The following is a 17,250-nucleotide window of genomic DNA, read 5'->3' as shown; positions in this document are numbered from 1 at the left end:
CATCAGACACAAGATCAGCAGACACCCAGCAGATCCTGCCGACATGTGAACCACCTGCCAAGGGTTGCAACAAACTTCATTCTGAAACGATCAGTAACTGGCTCCCCCCCTTCTCATGCCTGAAAAAGGCGTCCACGGTCCGCGTGACGCGCTCCGGCGGGCAGGGACACGCGGCCCGTGCGGGAACGGTGACGGCCCACCCGGCCCACACCAACCAACCGCCCCGGGGCCACACCAACAACCACCACCACACCGCACCGCGCACACCACCAACACCACCAACACCCCCACCACCCACAACGAAGCGACGACCACCCACTGGGTGAACCCTCGCCGGACAGCGCACGAGCAACGCGCGACGCGACGGAGGCGCGCGCCGGGATGCCTCGAAACAGCCGGGTGTCGGACGACGGCCGGACGGTCCGCGAGGCGCGCGCGGAGGGGCCGGATCGAAAGCTGCCGTCGCGTACCGCCGCGCCGCAGAAGCTGCTCCCCTGAGCTGCTCCCCTGAGGGGCCGGCGGATCATCGCGCAAGCACGTAGAAGGGACGCCACGGCAGGACGTGCGCGTGCCCTTCCCCGTCCGGTGATCGACACCGAACCGAACGTCTGACGCTGGCTGCCGTCCTCGCAGCCCTCTAGGGTCTCTACGGCATTGCCCGGGGGTGGTGGGACGCCTCCCCCGGCGAGCGCCGCCGACCGATCCGGGCCTACCGGCGCATCGCACCGTACGTACGCCACCACTACGTCACGCAGCACTTCGGCGTGCCCGCCCGGGAGCACGAACAGGCGGTCCGGAAACACGGTGCCAACGCCGGTGACGACGGGGCCGACGTTGTCCTCGACGACGTCGGGCTGACGGTGCGAACGTGGCCGCTGAGGGCCTGCTCGGCTACCCCGTCACCCGGTGCACCGAGGACAACGAAGGGGTGACGTACTCCCGTCAGCAAGGGCTGGTCTCTTGCTGGGATGCGCGGTGCCCGATCTTGGCTTTTGAGCTAGGTTCGCGATTCGGCGATGGCTACACCAGGGGGCACAGTGTTGGACGGTTCGGGAGACGCGCAGCGGAGTGGCGAGGGGAGCTCACAGCCGCCTCCGGGACCCGGGGAAGCACCTGCCTCGCCAACGGTTCCGGTGGCGCCCGTTCGTCCCGCGCCTCCGGCTCCCGAGGTGCCGCCGGACTCTCGTCTCCAGCGGGTGCGCCGACGGTACCGAGGCACCTCAACAACCGACAGGATTGCGCTGTGGGCACTGGTGGTCACCGCGATCGGTCTTGCCTCGCCGGCAGCCGTCTCTGCCTGGCAGAAAGTCTTTCCCGCGGCCTCGGCAACGCTGTTCGTCGAGCCGAACGAGCAGGCATGTCTGAACCGCTGGTACGTCCCCAGCAGCGATCCCTCGATCAGCAGCCAAGTGGCCCAGGCAAATCCTGATCAGCTTGCGCGGTGGGCGCGGGAAGGACGAGCCGTCCATGCGGGGATTCTGGAGGCTGCCGTGACCGTGCACGGCGACGCCGGTTCGTCCGTCGAGGTCCGCGACATCTCGGTCACGGTGACACGCCGCGAAAAGTCCGCTCCGGGCACTGTCACAGGACCGCCCGGGTGCGGCAGCGGACCCGATGAACCCTCGTACCTCGCGGTCGATCTGGACACTCTCCCGTTGAACCAGCCCATTCCCGCCGCCTATCTGCTGCGAAGCCCGCAACAGAAGGCGGCTCGTCAGCTCGAAGCGGACCTCGGCCAGTCCGTGAGCCTTCCCCATACCGTCGAGGAAGGCGATTTCTACTCGCTCTTCCTCATCGGACGAACCAAGCTCTACGACACCCACTGGCGGGCCACCATCACCTGGTGGGACGGAAAAGACATCCACCGCCGCACCCTCTCCGGCCGCGACGGCAAGGACCTCCGCGTCGTCCCCACGAGCGACCACTGATTCCCGCTGACTCATTGATGACTCAGGCACCACGGGTGTATGGCACCGAGCACGACAGTCCTGCGACCGGGCCGCAGCCCGGCCACACATATCACGAGCTGACCGGCGGGCCGCTGGATGAGCAGCTGATCGAGGTGACCGGCTGGACGGACGAGCAGATCACCAACGGCGCGTACCTGATCACGCCGCACAGCGCGTACGGGCCGGGCGGGTGGCTCTGTGCACGAGAACCGGGTTTTGGCACAGATCTTGGGGAGCCGTCGCGGAGCGCTACCTCGGCGTTCTCTGTGGGAAGTCGAACTCGTGTGAGACGGCGTACGCCATGTCGCTGACAGCCGGCAGTGACACTCCCTCAAATCCCTCCCGTTCGCCGCTGTGGTCGGCAGTGGACGGTAATGGTGCTGGTGACGGTCAGGCGCTTCGTCTGCGGGTCGGACGACTGCCCACGCCGGACGTTCGCCGAGCCGCTCTCAACGGCTGACTGTCCCGCACTCACGGTTCACCACGCGGCTCCACCGCGCCCTGGGGCGGGTGGGGCTCGCTCTGGCGGGGCGGGCCGGCGCTCGGCTGGCTGCCCAGCTCTGCCATCCGCGACGCCCCGCGGCCGGTAGGGCTTGGGCGGCGCCCTTGGCGACGATGCCCTCGCCCCCGGGCAGGCGACCACGGCTTCGTCCGGTGGAACATCGGGTCTCATGAGATGGCGAACACCCCGGGGCCTTTTCGCCTGCGGCAGGCCGGGCAGCAGGTCCGCATGTGTGGGGGCGCAGGAGGAAGGACAGCGGTGTCGGTCGTGTCGGGCCAGAGCAGAGCTTCTGGTGAAGACCGGGCCGTTCGGGCTCCGTCACGCTGCTGCTTCCCAGCAGCCCACAGGTGGCCCGATCCGATCCGCCGACCGAAGTCCACTCGGGCGGCGTCTGCCGTTCAGGGCACTTCTGGCTTGTTTTCGTGTCTTACCTGACTTTTACGAAGATTCATGGCACTTCTTAGGCGATCAGGTGATCAGTATGACAATCATCCCGCCTTGAAGGAGTCTTCATGCGCATCTCCAGTTCCGTCCGCTCCCACAGCGTCCGCAGCACGGGCGCCAAGGTGGCCGTCGCAGTCGCGGTCGCCGGCGCCACCCTGGCCGGAGCACCCGCCGCCTACGCCCTCCCCGGTGACAGCGGTGACATCGACATCCGATCGGTCAGCTGGCACTCACGCGGTGACCGCGACGGGGTCGAGGTCTGCAAGTTCGTGCTGGCGGCGAGCAACTTCGAGTCGTTCCCCTCGGTCCCCTGGACGATCACTGAGCAGCCCCCGACCGTACCGCCGGGCAACACCCTGCTGGGCACCCTCCCGCTCATCAACGGCAGTGCGCGCAGTGAGCCGTACCTGCTCCCGGAGGGCACATACCAGCTGGTGTGGGTGGTGCCGGCGGGCCCGAAGCAAAAGAGCTTCAAGGTCGAGTGCCCCGACCGCGGTCACGGCGGCGGCAAGCCTCACAAGCCGCAGCAGCCCATTGGCGCGGTCCCTGCAGGCGGTGGCGGCGTCCCGGACATGGAACCCATCAGCTCCGAAAGCGACTCGAACGCCGGAACCTCCGCCGCGTTGGCCGCCGGGGCCGCCGGAGCCGCGGGCCTGCTCATGATGCGCCGGTCTGCACGTCGCCGTGCCCGTGGCGAGGCGTAACGCCCGCTGCCGACGGCGACGAGGACCGACGCGCGCGTGCCGTCTCACCATGACGCTGTGCGTGATGTCTTCTCTGGTGGCTGGCATCGTCTGGGTGTCCTCGGGCTCCTCCGAAGACACCCAGACGGTCACCGCCGCCCGCGGCAGCGACGCCGCGGGCGGCGGGGGGGAGCCGTTCCAACGGGCACCGCATAAACCGGAGAAGCACGTGCCCGTCTCGCACGCCCCCCTGGCGCCCTCCCGCCCACTGAAGGTCGCCATTCCCGCCATCTTCATCGAGGCGGCGGTCACCGGACTCGGCCTCGACTCCAAGGGCCGGCTCGAAGCCCCACCGTTGAGCAAGCCCAAGCTGACGGGCTGGTACGAGAGGGGACCGTCGCCCGGTGAGGACGGCACGGCCCTGCTCGTGGGCCACCGGGACACCAGGACCGGTCCCGCCGTCTTCCTCAACCTCAACGCACTGCGCCGGGGCGACAAGGTCAACGTGGTGCGCGCGGATCACAAAACCGCAGTATTCACGGTGGATAAGGTGAAGACGTACACGAAGGACAAGTTCCCCAACGACAAGGTGTACGGGGATACCGGGCGGCCTGAACTCCGCCTGCTGACCTGCGGCGGGCGTTTCGACGAGAAGGCGGGCTATGCGGCGAATGTTGTGGTCTTCGCCCACCTCACGTCCCTGAAGAAGGCGGCCTGAACGCCGCGGTCGGGCTCGGCCGGTACCTCGTTCCCGAGGTACCGGCCGCCCTTACCACTGAGAGGTCGTATTCACCTGACCCGCCCGCCTATTGGCAGATTCTCGGCGTGTTGGGGTGCGGTTCAGGCGGGGGTGTTGTGGCGGGCGGACCAGGTGAAAACGACCTCTGAGAACGATCCATGATGGACGACGCTGCCCCTACCGGCGTAGAGCGAGCGTCGATCGGGTTGCGGCGAGCACGGAGGCCAGGGCGAGAGCGGCGAGGAGCAGGCTCATCTGTCCCCAGGGAATGCTGAGCTCGAAGTCGGGGATCTGGGTGGCCAGAGCCACGGTCGGGACGATGGCGATGAAGAGCCCGAGGAGAGTGGCGGTTCCCAGAAGCAGGGCGTACTGCCAGAGAATGATGTGGCGGCCCCAGGACGGCGGGATGCCCAGCGCGATGAGACTGTCGATGTAGGTCTTCAGCGCTCGGGTCTGGCCGCGGAGCGCGGTGAGGACGGTGGTGAGCGCAAGCAGGGCCAAGGCTGCGGCGGAGACGTAGAGCGCGGTGTCCGGGACCGGTGGTTCTGGCTCGACATGGATGTAGGCGGCGCGCGCGTCGATCGCGTGGTCCTGGAGGATCTGTTGCACGCGCGTGTCCTGGCCGTCGTCGGCGTCGGCGACCATGATCGGGCCCCGCACGGCGATGGGGAGGTCGAGGCGGCGGGCGGTGTCGACGAGGAGGATCCCGTCCGTGCCGGCGCGCCAGCCCGTGCGTGCCAGTTCCAGTGGTTTGGAGGGCAGGGGAGGGGTTTCGCTGAGGATGCGGTCGTCCTCAGTCACCACAAGCCGGGTCGGCTGTCCTTCGGGGGGCGGGGCGTTGTCGCGGTCCCCCCAGACCAGGAGGCCGCCGCGGTCGAGCAGCGCACGCTGGTCGGCGGTAAGGGGGCGGCCGGTCAGGACGGGGACGTCGTCGGGTGAGTCGACGGCTAGGATGCCGCCGTTGTTGCCTTGGCGGGTTGTGCTGGGGACGGGGCCGGTTTCGTCCACGGACTCCTTCGAGAGGCGGTGGAATTCCGCCTGGGGAAGATCTTCGAGAACGTTGCTCTCCTTGAGCACGGTGAGCATCCGCTCGGGTGGTGCGAAGGCGCTGCCGGCCCGGTGCGCCAGGAGTACCTGGCCGGGCAGGACTCCGGTTGCACGGTGTTCTCGCTGCTGCGGATCAGGGTGTCGAGAAGGGCGAGCATGCCCAGGCCGGCGCCGATGATCACGGTAAGGACGGCGAGGGCGGCCTGGGCCCGCCGTCGGTCGGCCCGCAGTTGACGGCGGGCCAGCCTGCGGCGGGCGTCATGCTCCGTGAGCAGACGGGTCGCGAGTCCGAAGAACTCCGGCAACGTCAGCACCACCGCGGCCGTGATCAGGGCGGTCAGGAACATGCCCTCGGACGGGGTGTCGAGGCGTGTCGCCGTGTAGACCATGCAGACGCACCAGACGCCCAGCGCGCCCAGCTGGCGGACATCGCGGACAACCGTCGCGGCACTCTTCTTGCGGAGGTTCTTCGCCTGCGGCTGGTGTGCCGGTGACGTGGTGGTGGGGTGAGGCTGCTCGCTGCGGGTCCGGCGGGCCAGGAGCAGCCCCGCGCCGGTCAGCACTCCGGTTGCCGCGACCAGAGCGAGGAGCTGCGTAGCAGCGTCGGTCATTCCGTCGACATCTCCCACCGGCCGGTCTTGCAGGTACGCCAGGAGCGGTCGTAGGGCCCAGCCGGTGGCAACTCCGGCGGCGGCACCGGCGGTAGCTGCCGCCAGGCACCATGCCACGCAGGCGAAGCTCACGGCCGCTACCGACGTCCCCGGGGTCGGTCACAACGATCTCGCCCGGCTGCTGCGGCCAGCGCCCGGCCGTCAACTCGTACACACCTGGGTAAGGGTTGGGATTCCACTGCCCTTCCAGCAGGGTCACGTTCCGTGCCGGAGTGACGGCGAGCTGCACGTCGAGCGCGGTGAGGAAGGCGGCGGACTCGTTCGCACCGGCCCGCTGCGCCGCCCCGGCCATGGCCGGGGCCGGCGTCTCACTGCCGGGGGAAGCGTCATCTCAGCGCTCGCGAGCGCGTCGAAACGGCCCAAGTCGCGATCGGCCTCCTGAGCACCTGAGAGCGGCAACGTCGACAACGCGATGAACATGGCCATCGTGAACAGGCCCGCCACGAACACCATTGAAGAGGCACCCACCCACTGGCCCCGGCGAGACGACGGCCGGCGCCTCGTGAGAATGCCCAGCACAGCGACACGAGAGTCAGCAGACGACCCGGCCGCCCTCCCGCGGCGCGGCGGCCGCCCCTACCGCCGCCTGTGACCATGGCTTCTGCGTCCCCCGCTCGGTACTCCCGGGCCGTACACCGGGCCCCGGGGGACCCGCAGTGGCCGGAACGGCACGGCACCGGGGCGTCCGACCGGCATGATGTACGCAAAATGCCGCCGACTGGAGCACCGGGCCGGCGACGAGTGTGAGGGGCGCGTGTGAACAGGGACGCCGAACGAAAACCGCGGACAACCGCGCGCGGTGGGGTGCGAGGCTGGCCGCACGAGGTCACGGGCCAGGTGGCGGTCGGCTTCGGAGCACTGGCGGGCCTCTGCACGACGTTCGCCGTGGCACTTTCCCTGCTGCTCGCCGACGGCCTGTCCTGGGGTCTGGCACTGACCTGGCTCCTGTTCCTCGCGGCTGGGCCCGCCCTGGCGACGCTGTTGTTCAGCCGGCCGGAGGACGGACGCCGTCCGGTGCGGGCCATCGGCCAAGGGCTGCTGTCGGTGGTATTCCAAGCGGTCTGGGCCGCGCCGTTCGTCAGCATCCTCAGCGTCGTCGTGCGGGCTGATTCGCCGTTCTGGCCGCCTCTCCTCCTGTGGCTGCTCAACAGCGCGTACTGCGCGTACTGGGTCACCCACGTCAGCAGGGAACGGCCCGGCGGCTCCGCCGGTCGGCACCAGCGTCCCGCGCGGCCCTCCAAACCGTCCCCGCCCCCGCCTTCGCCCCGGCTCCGGACGACGCAGGAGGAGCGGGCGATCACCGAGTTCGGCGAGCTGCTCACGGCGCACCCCTTCGACGCGAGCCTCCCGGGAGTGGAGTACGTCGAGGTGGCGGACCATTCGCTCGCGCTGGACGCGTACGACCGCGCGAAGGCGGCCGCCGCCGGCGACGTCCTCGGCATCCTCGCCGAGGGGAGGGCCGCGCTGGCCCGGCTGGACGCCCGGATGGGGCTGGACACTCTCCTGTCGAGAACGTGCTGCTTCTTCGATCACCGCCACGGCCCAGCGGTGATCGGCGTCGACTGGGCACCGCGAGGAGGCGTCCCGCGTCGCGTCGAGGTGTGCCGCGCCGATGCCGTACGGCTGGCCGACGAGCAACAGTGAGCCCGGTCGCGACCGCTCCCGGCCAAGAGAAACCAGCCGACCTCCTGCCAGAACTCGGCATCCAGGCGCCCGCGCTCGGTGGCTCGGTGCCGGGCCGCTTGGGCGACCAGGGCGCCCAGCTCAGCGCGGGCCTGCTCGTCGGGGCACGAACCCCAACGGGACACCGCGCACCGCGCGGTCCTTCATCACCTGGAACACCAGTGCTTTCCAGGACGCGTTGATCATCGACACGAACCTGGCGCTGTGGAACTTCCGCTCGGGAAACACCGACTGCTCAGCTCAGAGCTGGACCATCAGAGACACCAGCGCGTCGTCGACGTCGTCGCGGTGGACGAACCAGCCGACCTGGACCCAGTACCACTCCTCCACGCAGACACGTGGTAACCCCGGCTGCACGGGTGCCCAGCCTGACGGGTGGATCAACGCCGACGTCGACACGCTGGTGCAGACCTGGGCCTCCGCCAAGGCGACCCGCGGCCCCATGGGCCTGCGCGCGGCCAACGACAGCACCGCAGCCTGGAAGCGGGTCAACTCCGCGAACAACGCATCCAACCAGCCCAAGCTCAGCGTCACCTACAACTACCGGCCGCTGGACGGCACAGCCCAGCAAGCAGGACCTCCGTTCCGGTCCCACAACGACGTGTGGGGCGTCAACACCCTCACGCCGACGCTGAGGGGCAAGTTCGAGGACGCGGACGGTGACCTGGTGAGCGGCACCTTCCAGGTCTACGACGCGGCGACCAACACGCCGATCAGCACGCCGGCCGGAGAAGGACTGCTCGTCTCCGCCTCCGTAGCCCCCGGCTCCTGGGCAACGGTGCAGGTCCCCGCCGGGCAGCTCGTGGACGGCAAGATGTACAAGTTCCGCACCAACGCCTACGACGGCACCCACTACAACCTCAACTGGTCCCCGTGGCGCACATTCGTCGTCGAGACCGCGGCCGCCGGCACCCCAACCACCCTGCAGCCCGGCGATTCCTACACCATCAATGACCCCGCCCTGATCGCCAACCCCGCCAGAGTGGAAGAAGTCCTCTACCGCGACGGCAATCTGAAAGCACTCGGCGTGTTCCCCCGCGGCGGCCCCTCCACCCGGGAAACTGCTGAGACAAGAGCGGCATGGGAGCGTACCTACACCGTTCCGAGTACAAGGTTCATCCGTGGCCGCAAGCCAGAGACTTCTGGCCTCGACAAATACGAATACATCGCCAGCGTCGATGAGTGCGTAAATGCCGACGACTCGGACAACCAGGCCGGCTACATCAAGAACCGCTTCTCCTACTGCCAAGAGACCTTGACGGTCATGCCAGCCATCAAGTGCGGAATATGACCGCCGGGATGCCACCTGCAGGGCACCTTCATCTCGCGAAACACGCTCATCGGAAAGGGTGCTATAGGCGGCCTGCTGGGCGGTACAGCCACGAGATACGCGGATTTCGACTACAACGTGGACGTCTTCCTTTCTACCGGAGACTTCAGCAAGGTCGGCGCAAAGCTGGAAGCCACCTTGCAGTGCGAGGGAAGTTGGGCTGCCGGCGCTCCGGCGGAAGCCAAGGACGAGGACGCTTGCGAAACTGGAGTCTCCCCCGGCCGTAGCGATTCACCCAGCCAGTGGAAGCTCGACGGCGACACGAAATTCGACCTCTGGTCGACGGCACCGAGGGTTCCCGATGTTGCCAATGGTGACCAGATCGCTACGGGATTGTTCACCCCCGTACTCAAGTTCACACTCCCCGGCTATAGCCAGGCCCTCCCCACGGAGGGCGAAGAAGGGGAAGTTCGTTTCGACAGCGCCGCCTACAACAGGCGCGCGAAGCTGGGCTCAGTATTCCCCGATGCCACACCCGCCCTGCGCTACGACCGAAGCGATACAAGTAATCCCTCTGCTCCTGTAGAGCCATATCTTGGAGTGGCTGCCGTTTGCCGACCATGTCGGCGACGCGCTGGAGAACCCCGGCAGCACTTACCCGACAAAGGCTGACAAGAGCCTTCCTGGGGGAGATCCATTGCGGCCAATGCACCGTCTCGCGAAGGCGGCCGGAGCATACGAGCTCAACCGAGCCAACGAAAACTCCAAGCAGAAGGACAGGACTTGCACCAGTGCCGGCATGCCCGGCAAGCCCGGCCCTGATGACGCATTCGACTGCGACGAGTTCCCCATGGCCTCCACCTATGAGGGCGCGGCGCGCGCACAGTTCGAAGGAACGGAGTACACGGATGCATTCTCCGTTCGTTATATGGATCGGATCGAGAACCAGGAGGCTGGGCGCCGCCTGAATGCCTGGTACGACAACGACCGGATCTTGAATCACGATCCCTTCATTCTCGTTGTCGGCGACTGCGACTGACGGCACGGCACACCGGCAAGCTAATGGACTGTGGGGCCGAACCAGTTCGGCCCCACAGTCCATCATTCCCTCTATGTATAGGCAAGTGTGCGCCACATCTGCACAAGGCAGTACTGATCTTTACCTTTCAATTCTTTCTCCTGGCCTGGCGGCACAGGCAATGCGCGCGCTCCTCCAATCGGCGACAGGAAAGGCCCTCGATCCCCATTGAACATCCACTGCCAACGCATCTCGTACAGCCCAGCCGAGGGAAGAATTAAAGGGATGTCCTGAACCCCGCCATCAATGGTGTGAATCCCGATCTCCCCGGTGGGAAGCTCTACTTCCGCTTCTTCCCGACCGAACCAATTGGCATGACTTTCCGGGGGTTTGCCGGACCAGCTCTCCAGACGCACGGCTGATTCAATGACTGCTGATGGCACTTGGAGATAGACCAGCCCAGGGACGGAGAGAAGCCACTGCGCATCACCTGGATCCAGCCCATACGGCTCGATACTCATGTCCATCAATCCGAATAGGCGGTAGCTGGGACTGACCACCATTTCGTGGCTGTCCAGAATTTTGCTCAAAGTACACCTCTTTGACAGCTCGACCTCATGCTCCGACAGTGACTCGACCGTACAAGGCACCGGCAGGGCGGTCGAGCTGGACCGCAGTCACCCTTCGCCGATGCCCTGTCCCGGATGGTCGCTGAGCGCGGCTGGGCTACACCGACGGCCGCGACGGCGGGCAGCGTCATCGACCAGTGGCCGGCCATCGCCCCCAAGCTCGCCGGGAAGGCCGAGGCCGCCCGGTACGACGCCGCCACCCGAACCCTGCACCTGCGCCCCGTCACTCCTGCCTACCGCACCCAGCTGACGCTCCACCAGAAGCAGATCACTGCCAAGGTCAACGACAGCGTCGGCCCGGACACCGTCCGGGAGCTGGAGATCCTGCGACCTGCCGCACTGAACACCCGGCCCCACCACGCCCCGCCTGCGCCCCGTGATGCCCGGACGCCTGTACCCGCCGCCGCTCCGCAGCCCGTTACCGCGCCCGGGGAGCCTGCGAGGCAAGAGGCGCCGGAGGGACATCGCGAGGCCATCGCCGCCCACCGCGCCACCTGGAACACCACCCGGTCGCGCACTCGGCCCGAGGTCCAGGCGGCGGCCGAACGGCAGCTCCGTGAACGGCTTCGGGAGCCCGAGGGGCACTTCGCCGACGGCCGCCAGGCCCTCGATGAACTCCGCTCCAAAGCGGCCTCCCAGCAGCAGGTGCGGCCCAGCGACGCATCCCGGGCGCGGGCCCTGCAACGCCTCGCCGCCGAACGCGCCGGGCTGGCCACCATCACTCCGACGGCCGCGCCTCAGCGGCTGGACCGTACGGCGTGAGGGGGCGGTATTCGATCCGCCCGGCGTGGGCGGCGTTTTCCTGGATGCGGGTGGAGTACTGGCCAGGGGTGCGGCCTCCCTCACCAGCTCCGCTGGCCCGCCCGGCTCAGTCGGCCTGCAGGCCGTCCCGGAGCCCGGTGAAGTCGACGTCCAGGTGCGGCTCGTAGGCGTCGGGGACGACGCCGAGTTCGTGGGTGGAGTACTCGCCGAACCGCGGATGTTCTCCGTGATGTACGAGGAGATCTCCGCGAAGTCCTCCGGTTCGATCTTAAGAACGTGGCGTCCAGGACCCGGACCGTCTCCAGGTCGGTGTACGCCGACCAGGGCTGCCGGTCGGAGGCTTCGAGGTCGTGGCGCAGCAGGCCCGCCCGTGCGTGCCGGACGGGCCGGGCCCAGCGGAACGCCGTGCCGTCGGCGGGACGGACGCTCATCACCAGCTCCCGCAGGAGGCCGGTCACGTCGTGCTCGGGCAGGCGGGCGGCCCACTCCCGGGCCAAGACCCCCGTCAGCTCGGGCGGCGTCCGCCGCTCGGCGCGGGCGCGGCTGCACTCGGACCGGTAGGCCCGGTAGCCGGCGTACCCGAGGTCGACAGTGTCCCTCAGCAGCTCCTCGATCACCGGGACCCATTGGCCGTCCCGGGCCCGCTGCGGGAGGTGAGCGGCCCAGCTGGCCACGAAACGGCGCGGAACGTCCGCGTGCTCGTCTCCGGGGCGGGCCGGGACCAGAACGTGCCGGAGCAGCTTCCGGACGCCTCCCGGAGCCAGAACTCCGGCGTCGGCCAGGCGCAGCAGCGCACCCAGAACCGAGGGCCCGGCAGCGGCCAGGCCGACAGCCTGATCTGCCAACCACTCCCCTGCGATCTCGGGGGCGGTGTGGGCCAGGTGCTCGAGGAACGGGGCGGCCGGCCACACGCCGTTCTCCTCGTCGGCGAGCAGCAGGTGCCCGGCGTGCTCATCCAGGACGCCCAGTCAGGCCGGGGACGGGCCGGAGCGGAAGAAGAACGCCTCCATCCGCGGGTCCGTCCACCGGGCGAGCTCCGCCGCGTCGTGCGGGCCGGGGTCGGTGAGAGCGGCCAGCTCCAGGACCCGGGCGGCGCGGCCGGGCAGCGGCACCGGCAACTCGCGCGCAATGTGAAGGAGTTCGGTGTACAGGCGGGCGGGCCGGGATTCCTCGGTACCGGAGCCGTGCAGGGTGGCCGACGCCTTCGAGTACACATCCCCCCACGGGGCCAGGGCTTCGTCCTGCGAGGCGCCCAGCCGCAGTCCCGTCAGCCGCTAGGCGATCCACCGCGCCTGACGGTGCCTCTGACCGCCGGGTTTCTCGATCTCGCCTCGCAGCGTCTCGGCCGCCTGGGCGACCGGCTCCCAGGCTCGGGGGCCCGCCGGGGCTTGGTGCAGGGGGGCCCGTACGCCCGGCAGGTTGGGGGCCGAAGGCGTCCACCGCCGCCAGCAGGTCCTTCGCCGCCGACTTCATGCCGACGGGATTCTTCGGGGCCCCGGACAGTTTCAGCAGGGCGTCGATCGCGCTGCGCACGCACGCCTCGACGATCTCCCCGGCCTGCTCCAGGCCGCCCGGCTCCGGACAGGATGCAATGGGCGTCCCGCAGCAGGCCCAGCGCCCGGGCGCGTCCTCGCCCTGCACCCCGAGGGCGGCGACCAAGACCGCATCCGCTACCGGCAGTTCCTGTACGGGCCGTGCTCCACCGCTCGGCGGCATCTCCCTGTTCACCGGTGCACCGTATGACGAACGAGCCGGCGCCCGGAGGCGAACCAGGTGAACGCCAACCGACCGTAGCGGCTCCTCGGACATGGAGATCCTCTACGTCGGCCAACGGGCGGACCACCTCCAGGGCGAAGGCGGAAACGTGCGGGACCGGCTCGCCGCCGTCCGGCTGACCATCACCGGACGCGTCCGCCCGCTCGACTCCCTCACCATGAAGCTACTGCTGGACTGGCTGGAGCACCGGCGAAACCGGTGGCCGAACACAGCGAACCTCCACCTGCTGATCAACGACCAGACCGCCAACACGACCGGCCGCGCCAGCAACCACTGGATCAGCGCTCCGATGCGCGGACAGGACGCGACACTGGAGCGGCTCCGCGTCGACCGCCAACTCGAAGAGGCCATGGTCAAAGGCGCCGACCCTCTACCTCGCTGAGGTCTTCGGCCTCGACGAGAAGACTGCGATCAGCTACGCGAGTTCCGCTCGCGCTCTCATGGAACGGCCCCTGGACACCGACCCCGCAACTTCACCACGAACCCACTGATCAACTCCTTGACACTGGGGGCACCGACCTCTCGGGGCCACGCCCGACAGCCCTCACTTCCGCGAACTCACGGAGGCGAGGGGTCAGCGGGTGGGTGGGACGAACTCGGGCTGGTCGAGCAGGCGCAGCCAGCTTCCATCAGGCTGGCGCCGGACGACCTGCGCCCGGGCACCGGCCCCGTCCTTCGGAGGAGTCGAAGTGAGGGCGATGTCGCCACTGATCAGAGTCGGCAGCGGTTGTTCCTGCTCGAAACAGGGACGGTTGGCCAGCACCTTCTCCCACAGCGCACGAATCGCCTCCCGGCCCACCGTCTGGTCGCCGGGTGGGTAGGCCATTACCGCACCCTCTTCGTAAAGTGCGGCGACCCCGGCCGCGTCACCGGCGTTGGATCGTTCGACAAAAAAGCGGGTGATGTCCTCGGGCCGCATGGCCTTCTCGTAGTCCGGCATGGATTCCTCCTGACGTCGGGCTTTGACGCTTCCCAGCGTGGCCGCCGACTGGCCAAAACGCCAACAGATGAATCTTCTGGAAACTAGAATCTGCAGTCATGGAGCTGAGGCAGCTGGAATACTTCGTCGCGGTCGCCGAGGAGCAGAACTTCACCCGGGCAGCCGAGCGGGTGCACATCAGCCAGTCCGGTGTCAGCGCCCAGATCCGCCAGCTGGAACGGGAACTCGGAGCCGAGCTGTTCGACCGGTCGGCCCGCACCGTCACCCTCACCGTCGCGGGAAAGGCCGCACTCGAACACGCCCGCGTCGCACTAGCCGCCGCTGGGGCAGTCGGCCAGGCGGTGGGTGAGGTGACCGACCTGATCCGGGGGCACCTCACCGTCGGGATGGTCATCGGCTGCACCCTCACCCCGCTATTCGACGCCCTCGCCGCATTCCATCGGGCACATCCCGGTGTGGAGATCTCGCTGCTGGAGGACAGCTCCGACCGGCTCATCGACGGGGTGCGCACCGGCACCGTCGATCTGGCACTCATCGGGGCAGCAACCGCCACACCCGACGGACTGGACGCGCTGATCATCATCAGCGAGCGGCTCGTCGCGGCGGTCCCGGCCGGGCACCCTTTGGCGAAACAGCGGCGGGTCACGCTGCGCGACCTGATCGCCTACCCGATCGTGTGCATGCCGCCAGGCACCGGCCTGCGCACGGTATTCGACCAGGCATGCGCCGCACAGAGCCTCCAACCCGCGATCACTCTGCAGGCCAGCGCCGCGGACGCCATTGCCGACCTCGCCGCCCGCGGGCTCGCCGTCGCCGTCCTCAGCGACTCCATGGCCGCGAGCTACCGCGACCGGCTCACCGCCCACACCATCGATGATGTCGATACACCCGCATTGCTCGCCCTGATCTGGAAGAACACGTACAGCCCGGGGATGCGAGAACTGCTCGTGCACAGCCGGCAAGCATTCACCAAGCCCGACCCCGCGACTTCACCGCTCACCCACGGGCCTACCTCTGACATCAGGGCGACAGATCCTTGAGTTCCCACCGAAGTGCCTTCAGTTTTCGCGAACTCGCGGGCCTCCTGGGGCTGAGGAACATCCGTGTCAGATCGTGCGCTGCGGGTTCGACGTCCCTGGTGAGCGGCTGACAGTGCATCGGTGGTGGGGTCGGTCTGAAGTTGTTCCACGGATATCGCCCTACTATTTGCGGGACGGCTGCCCGCGAACTGCGGGAACGGCCGTCAGGCCGTGCGTGAAGCGGCCTCGTTATCTGCGGCATGAGGGAAGCGGTGACCGCAGTTGTACAACTGCCCGCCGGGAAGGTGCTGACTGTCCGCGCAGCGGCCGATGTGTTCCTCGACTCGGTCGGCAACCCGAACACGGTCCGCGACTACGGGACCGGGGTGGGCAAGGCCGCCGAGCGGCTCGGCGAGGGCCGGCCGCTGGGTTCGTCGTGGCCGACAAGATCGGCGAGGCCCTGGAGCTGCTGTGGGGCCCTGCCGCAGTGAATACTTGGAACACCCGGCGTACGTCGGTGCTCTCGTGGTTGGGCTGGTGTGGTGAGCGTGGGTACGACGGCCCGGCGGTCCCGGTCTGGGCGAAGCGGCTCACCCCGCCGGACTCCGAGTCTCCCGCGCGCTCGAAGATGGCGATCGACCGGCTGATCGCGCGGCGGGAGGTGCACCTGCGGGAGAAGGCGTTGTGGCGGATGCTCTACGAGACCACTGCCCGCGCGGAGGAGGTCCTGGGCGTCAACATCGAGGATCTGGACCTCGCGGGGCGCCGGGCCCAGGTGAAGGCCAAGGGTGCTCGTCCCCGTACGCGTCGCCGCGGCGCCGTCCGCGCGGACTTCGTGCTGGAGACGGTCTACTGGGACGCGGGTACACGGCCCCAGATGCAGACGACGCGCCCGTCCAGGAGGAGGTGGAGGTGGGCGCCTGCGTAAGCGGGACCGGACGGACAGCAGGCCGCTGGGGGTGAGCGCCACGGCGAAGGCCGGCGCGCTGTCGGCACGAAGGGCAGGTGGGCGGCGATCGCGTCTGTCAACTGCGCCACCGTGCGGCCTTGTTCGCGCTCTACGCTGACAAGGTGACATACATGAGCTGGTCGGACCTGCTGCGGCGGGGCACGGCGGACCCGCGGACCCCACCTTGACCTTCGCCCGCAAAAAGTGGGCCCAGCCGGGAAAGTTCGTGTGGGGTGGCCCCCCCGGGAATCGGTCACGGCCCCACCGGGAAGGAGTACCCGCTCTGCACCACGGTGTACTTCAAGGACGCCGACGACCTGCTCAAACCCTATGCACCGAGCATGGACGGGATGACGGAGGCCGACGACTGGTACGTCGGAATCTCCGGCCGGCCACCCGAGTAGCCGCGAGGGGGCGCGCGTTCGGAGCGGCGGGTGGCGTCAGGGGACTTCTCCGGAATCCCGGAACACCGGCGTGCCGTGCCGGTTCCCGTCGCGCTGGGGCGTCAGCCGTTCCCAGTCACGGCCCATCGCCGATGCCATGGAAAGGTAGCCGCGCTGCTGATCGACGACGTCTTCGACGACAGACCGCCCTGGTCCCGGGAACCGGCACCCTCGACATCGTGATCCCGTTCCTGGCCGCCTCGCTCACCGCGGTCCACGACCAGCGCCGGGCACTGGAAGCCCAGAACAGCAGCCTGCTGGAGGCCCACCCTCTTCACCCGGTCCTGACCTCGATGCCGGGCATCGGAGTCAGGACCGCCGCAGTCCTGCTGGTCACCGTCGGAGACGGGACCGCCTTTCCCAGTGCCGCCCACCTCGCCTCCTACGCCGGCCTCGCCCCCACGACGAAGTCCTCGGCGACCTCGGTCCACGGTGAGCCCCCCAGAGGCGGAAACCGGCAGCTCAAACGCGCCATGTTCCTCTCCGCCTTCGCCTGCATGAACGTCGACCCGGCCTCCCGCACCTACGGCGACCGGCAAAGAGCACGCGGAAAGACCCACACCCAGGCCCTCCTCCGACTCGCCCGCCAACGCACCAGCGTCCTGTTCGCCATGCTCCGCGACGGCACCTTCTAGGGCCTGTCTTCAAAGGGTCATATCCACATCAGGAGTGACGCGATGGTGAGTGCTGCTTCGTAGGATTCGCGGGTTTTGTCGTAGCGGGTGG

General features: G+C 68.4%; 14 protein-coding genes and 3 pseudogenes. 12 read left to right on the top strand and 5 right to left on the bottom strand.

The features are described from left to right. Positions 1 to 1,253: 1,253 nt before the first annotated feature. The 3 genes from ACIQMU_RS31320 (at position 1,254) to ACIQMU_RS31310 (ending at position 4,296) form a co-directional block, all read left to right on the top strand. Positions 1,254 to 1,928 (top strand): hypothetical protein, encoded by a 675-nt coding sequence (locus ACIQMU_RS31320; protein ID WP_402690219.1) that lies wholly within the window; start codon positions 1,254 to 1,256, stop codon positions 1,926 to 1,928. A 1,035-nt stretch (positions 1,929 to 2,963) separates the two neighbouring features. Next, entirely contained in the window at positions 2,964 to 3,599 is a 636-nt protein-coding gene (locus tag ACIQMU_RS31315; protein WP_402690218.1) for a hypothetical protein, read from the top strand. 49 nt (positions 3,600 to 3,648) lie between these two features. Beyond that, positions 3,649 to 4,296 carry a class F sortase gene (locus ACIQMU_RS31310; RefSeq protein ID WP_352242017.1) on the top strand — a complete coding sequence of 216 codons (648 nt, stop codon included), beginning with the start codon at positions 3,649 to 3,651 and terminating at the stop codon, positions 4,294 to 4,296. Between the two features lie 198 nt (positions 4,297 to 4,494). Here ACIQMU_RS31310 and ACIQMU_RS31305 read toward each other — a convergent pair whose 3' ends face one another. Both ACIQMU_RS31305 and ACIQMU_RS31300 read right to left on the bottom strand, forming a co-directional pair. Next, positions 4,495 to 5,325, bottom strand: coding sequence for a hypothetical protein (locus tag ACIQMU_RS31305; protein ID WP_402690217.1), 831 nt, complete (start codon positions 5,323 to 5,325; stop codon positions 4,495 to 4,497). Next, positions 5,265 to 5,975: a hypothetical protein gene (locus ACIQMU_RS31300; RefSeq protein ID WP_402690216.1), complete on the bottom strand. Its 711-nt coding sequence runs from the start codon at positions 5,973 to 5,975 to the stop codon at positions 5,265 to 5,267. Before ACIQMU_RS31300 ends, ACIQMU_RS31305 begins: the two co-directional genes overlap by 61 nt. 864 nt (positions 5,976 to 6,839) lie before the next feature. Here ACIQMU_RS31300 and ACIQMU_RS31295 point away from each other — a divergent pair. From ACIQMU_RS31295 to ACIQMU_RS31285, 3 genes and pseudogenes are all read left to right on the top strand, one after another. Next, complete coding sequence (locus ACIQMU_RS31295) at positions 6,840 to 7,679, top strand: hypothetical protein (protein WP_352242020.1); 840 nt, start codon at positions 6,840 to 6,842, stop codon at positions 7,677 to 7,679. A 148-nt stretch (positions 7,680 to 7,827) separates the two neighbouring features. After that, positions 7,828 to 8,655, top strand: a pseudogene (locus ACIQMU_RS31290) (DNRLRE domain-containing protein); the annotation flags it as partial. A gap of 928 nt (positions 8,656 to 9,583) precedes the next feature. After that, complete coding sequence (locus ACIQMU_RS31285) at positions 9,584 to 10,027, top strand: hypothetical protein (RefSeq protein WP_402690215.1); 444 nt, start codon at positions 9,584 to 9,586, stop codon at positions 10,025 to 10,027. A 71-nt stretch (positions 10,028 to 10,098) separates the two neighbouring features. Here the strand turns inward: ACIQMU_RS31285 and ACIQMU_RS31280 are convergent, their stop codons facing one another. Next, positions 10,099 to 10,596 (bottom strand): hypothetical protein, encoded by a 498-nt coding sequence (locus tag ACIQMU_RS31280; protein WP_402690214.1) that lies wholly within the window; start codon positions 10,594 to 10,596, stop codon positions 10,099 to 10,101. Positions 10,597 to 10,701: 105 nt separating this feature from the next. Between ACIQMU_RS31280 and ACIQMU_RS31275 the strand changes: the two genes are divergently transcribed. Continuing rightward, positions 10,702 to 11,397: a DciA family protein gene (locus ACIQMU_RS31275; RefSeq protein WP_402690220.1), complete on the top strand. Its 696-nt coding sequence runs from the start codon at positions 10,702 to 10,704 to the stop codon at positions 11,395 to 11,397. Positions 11,398 to 12,365: 968 nt separating this feature from the next. On the opposite strand, the gene ACIQMU_RS31270 is transcribed toward ACIQMU_RS31275, so the two are convergent. Then, the gene (locus ACIQMU_RS31270) at positions 12,366 to 12,611 is read right to left on the bottom strand and encodes a hypothetical protein (protein WP_352242022.1); all 246 of its coding nucleotides are present in this window, start codon (positions 12,609 to 12,611) and stop codon (positions 12,366 to 12,368) included. Between the two features lie 593 nt (positions 12,612 to 13,204). Between ACIQMU_RS31270 and ACIQMU_RS31265 the strand changes: the two genes are divergently transcribed. Next, positions 13,205 to 13,555 (top strand): hypothetical protein, encoded by a 351-nt coding sequence (locus ACIQMU_RS31265; RefSeq protein WP_352242023.1) that lies wholly within the window; start codon positions 13,205 to 13,207, stop codon positions 13,553 to 13,555. Between the two features lie 192 nt (positions 13,556 to 13,747). On the opposite strand, the gene ACIQMU_RS31260 is transcribed toward ACIQMU_RS31265, so the two are convergent. Beyond that, positions 13,748 to 14,113 (bottom strand): YybH family protein, encoded by a 366-nt coding sequence (locus ACIQMU_RS31260; RefSeq protein ID WP_402690213.1) that lies wholly within the window; start codon positions 14,111 to 14,113, stop codon positions 13,748 to 13,750. Between the two features lie 98 nt (positions 14,114 to 14,211). Between ACIQMU_RS31260 and ACIQMU_RS31255 the strand changes: the two genes are divergently transcribed. From ACIQMU_RS31255 to ACIQMU_RS31240, 4 genes and pseudogenes are all read left to right on the top strand, one after another. Next, a complete protein-coding gene (locus ACIQMU_RS31255) occupies positions 14,212 to 15,153 on the top strand; it encodes a LysR substrate-binding domain-containing protein (RefSeq protein WP_352242025.1) in 942 nt (313 codons plus the stop codon). Positions 15,154 to 15,404: 251 nt separating this feature from the next. Further along, positions 15,405 to 16,000, top strand: a pseudogene (locus ACIQMU_RS31250) (site-specific integrase); the annotation flags it as partial. A gap of 314 nt (positions 16,001 to 16,314) precedes the next feature. After that, positions 16,315 to 16,485 carry a hypothetical protein gene (locus tag ACIQMU_RS31245; protein WP_402690212.1) on the top strand — a complete coding sequence of 57 codons (171 nt, stop codon included), beginning with the start codon at positions 16,315 to 16,317 and terminating at the stop codon, positions 16,483 to 16,485. 170 nt (positions 16,486 to 16,655) lie between these two features. Continuing rightward, positions 16,656 to 17,159: pseudogene (locus tag ACIQMU_RS31240) on the top strand (transposase); the annotation flags it as partial. Positions 17,160 to 17,250: the final 91 nt, after the last annotated feature.

The sequence above is a fragment of the Streptomyces sp. NPDC091649 genome (genome assembly GCF_044756785.1).
Taxonomy (GTDB): domain Bacteria; phylum Actinomycetota; class Actinomycetes; order Streptomycetales; family Streptomycetaceae; genus Streptomyces.
This window is presented reverse-complemented; position numbering and strand designations above follow the sequence as displayed.

Excerpts from the sequence above, each read along its gene's own strand:
- ACIQMU_RS31315 (WP_402690218.1), top strand. The coding sequence starts at position 2,964 with ATGCGCATCTCCAGTTCCGTCCGCTCCCACAGCGTCCGCAGCACGGGC.
- ACIQMU_RS31310 (WP_352242017.1), top strand. The coding sequence starts at position 3,649 with ATGACGCTGTGCGTGATGTCTTCTCTGGTGGCTGGCATCGTCTGGGTG.
- ACIQMU_RS31300 (WP_402690216.1), bottom strand. The coding sequence starts at position 5,975 with ATGACCGACGCTGCTACGCAGCTCCTCGCTCTGGTCGCGGCAACCGGA.
- ACIQMU_RS31265 (WP_352242023.1), top strand. The coding sequence starts at position 13,205 with ATGGAGATCCTCTACGTCGGCCAACGGGCGGACCACCTCCAGGGCGAA.
- ACIQMU_RS31260 (WP_402690213.1), bottom strand. The coding sequence starts at position 14,113 with ATGCCGGACTACGAGAAGGCCATGCGGCCCGAGGACATCACCCGCTTT.
- ACIQMU_RS31255 (WP_352242025.1), top strand. The coding sequence starts at position 14,212 with ATGGAGCTGAGGCAGCTGGAATACTTCGTCGCGGTCGCCGAGGAGCAG.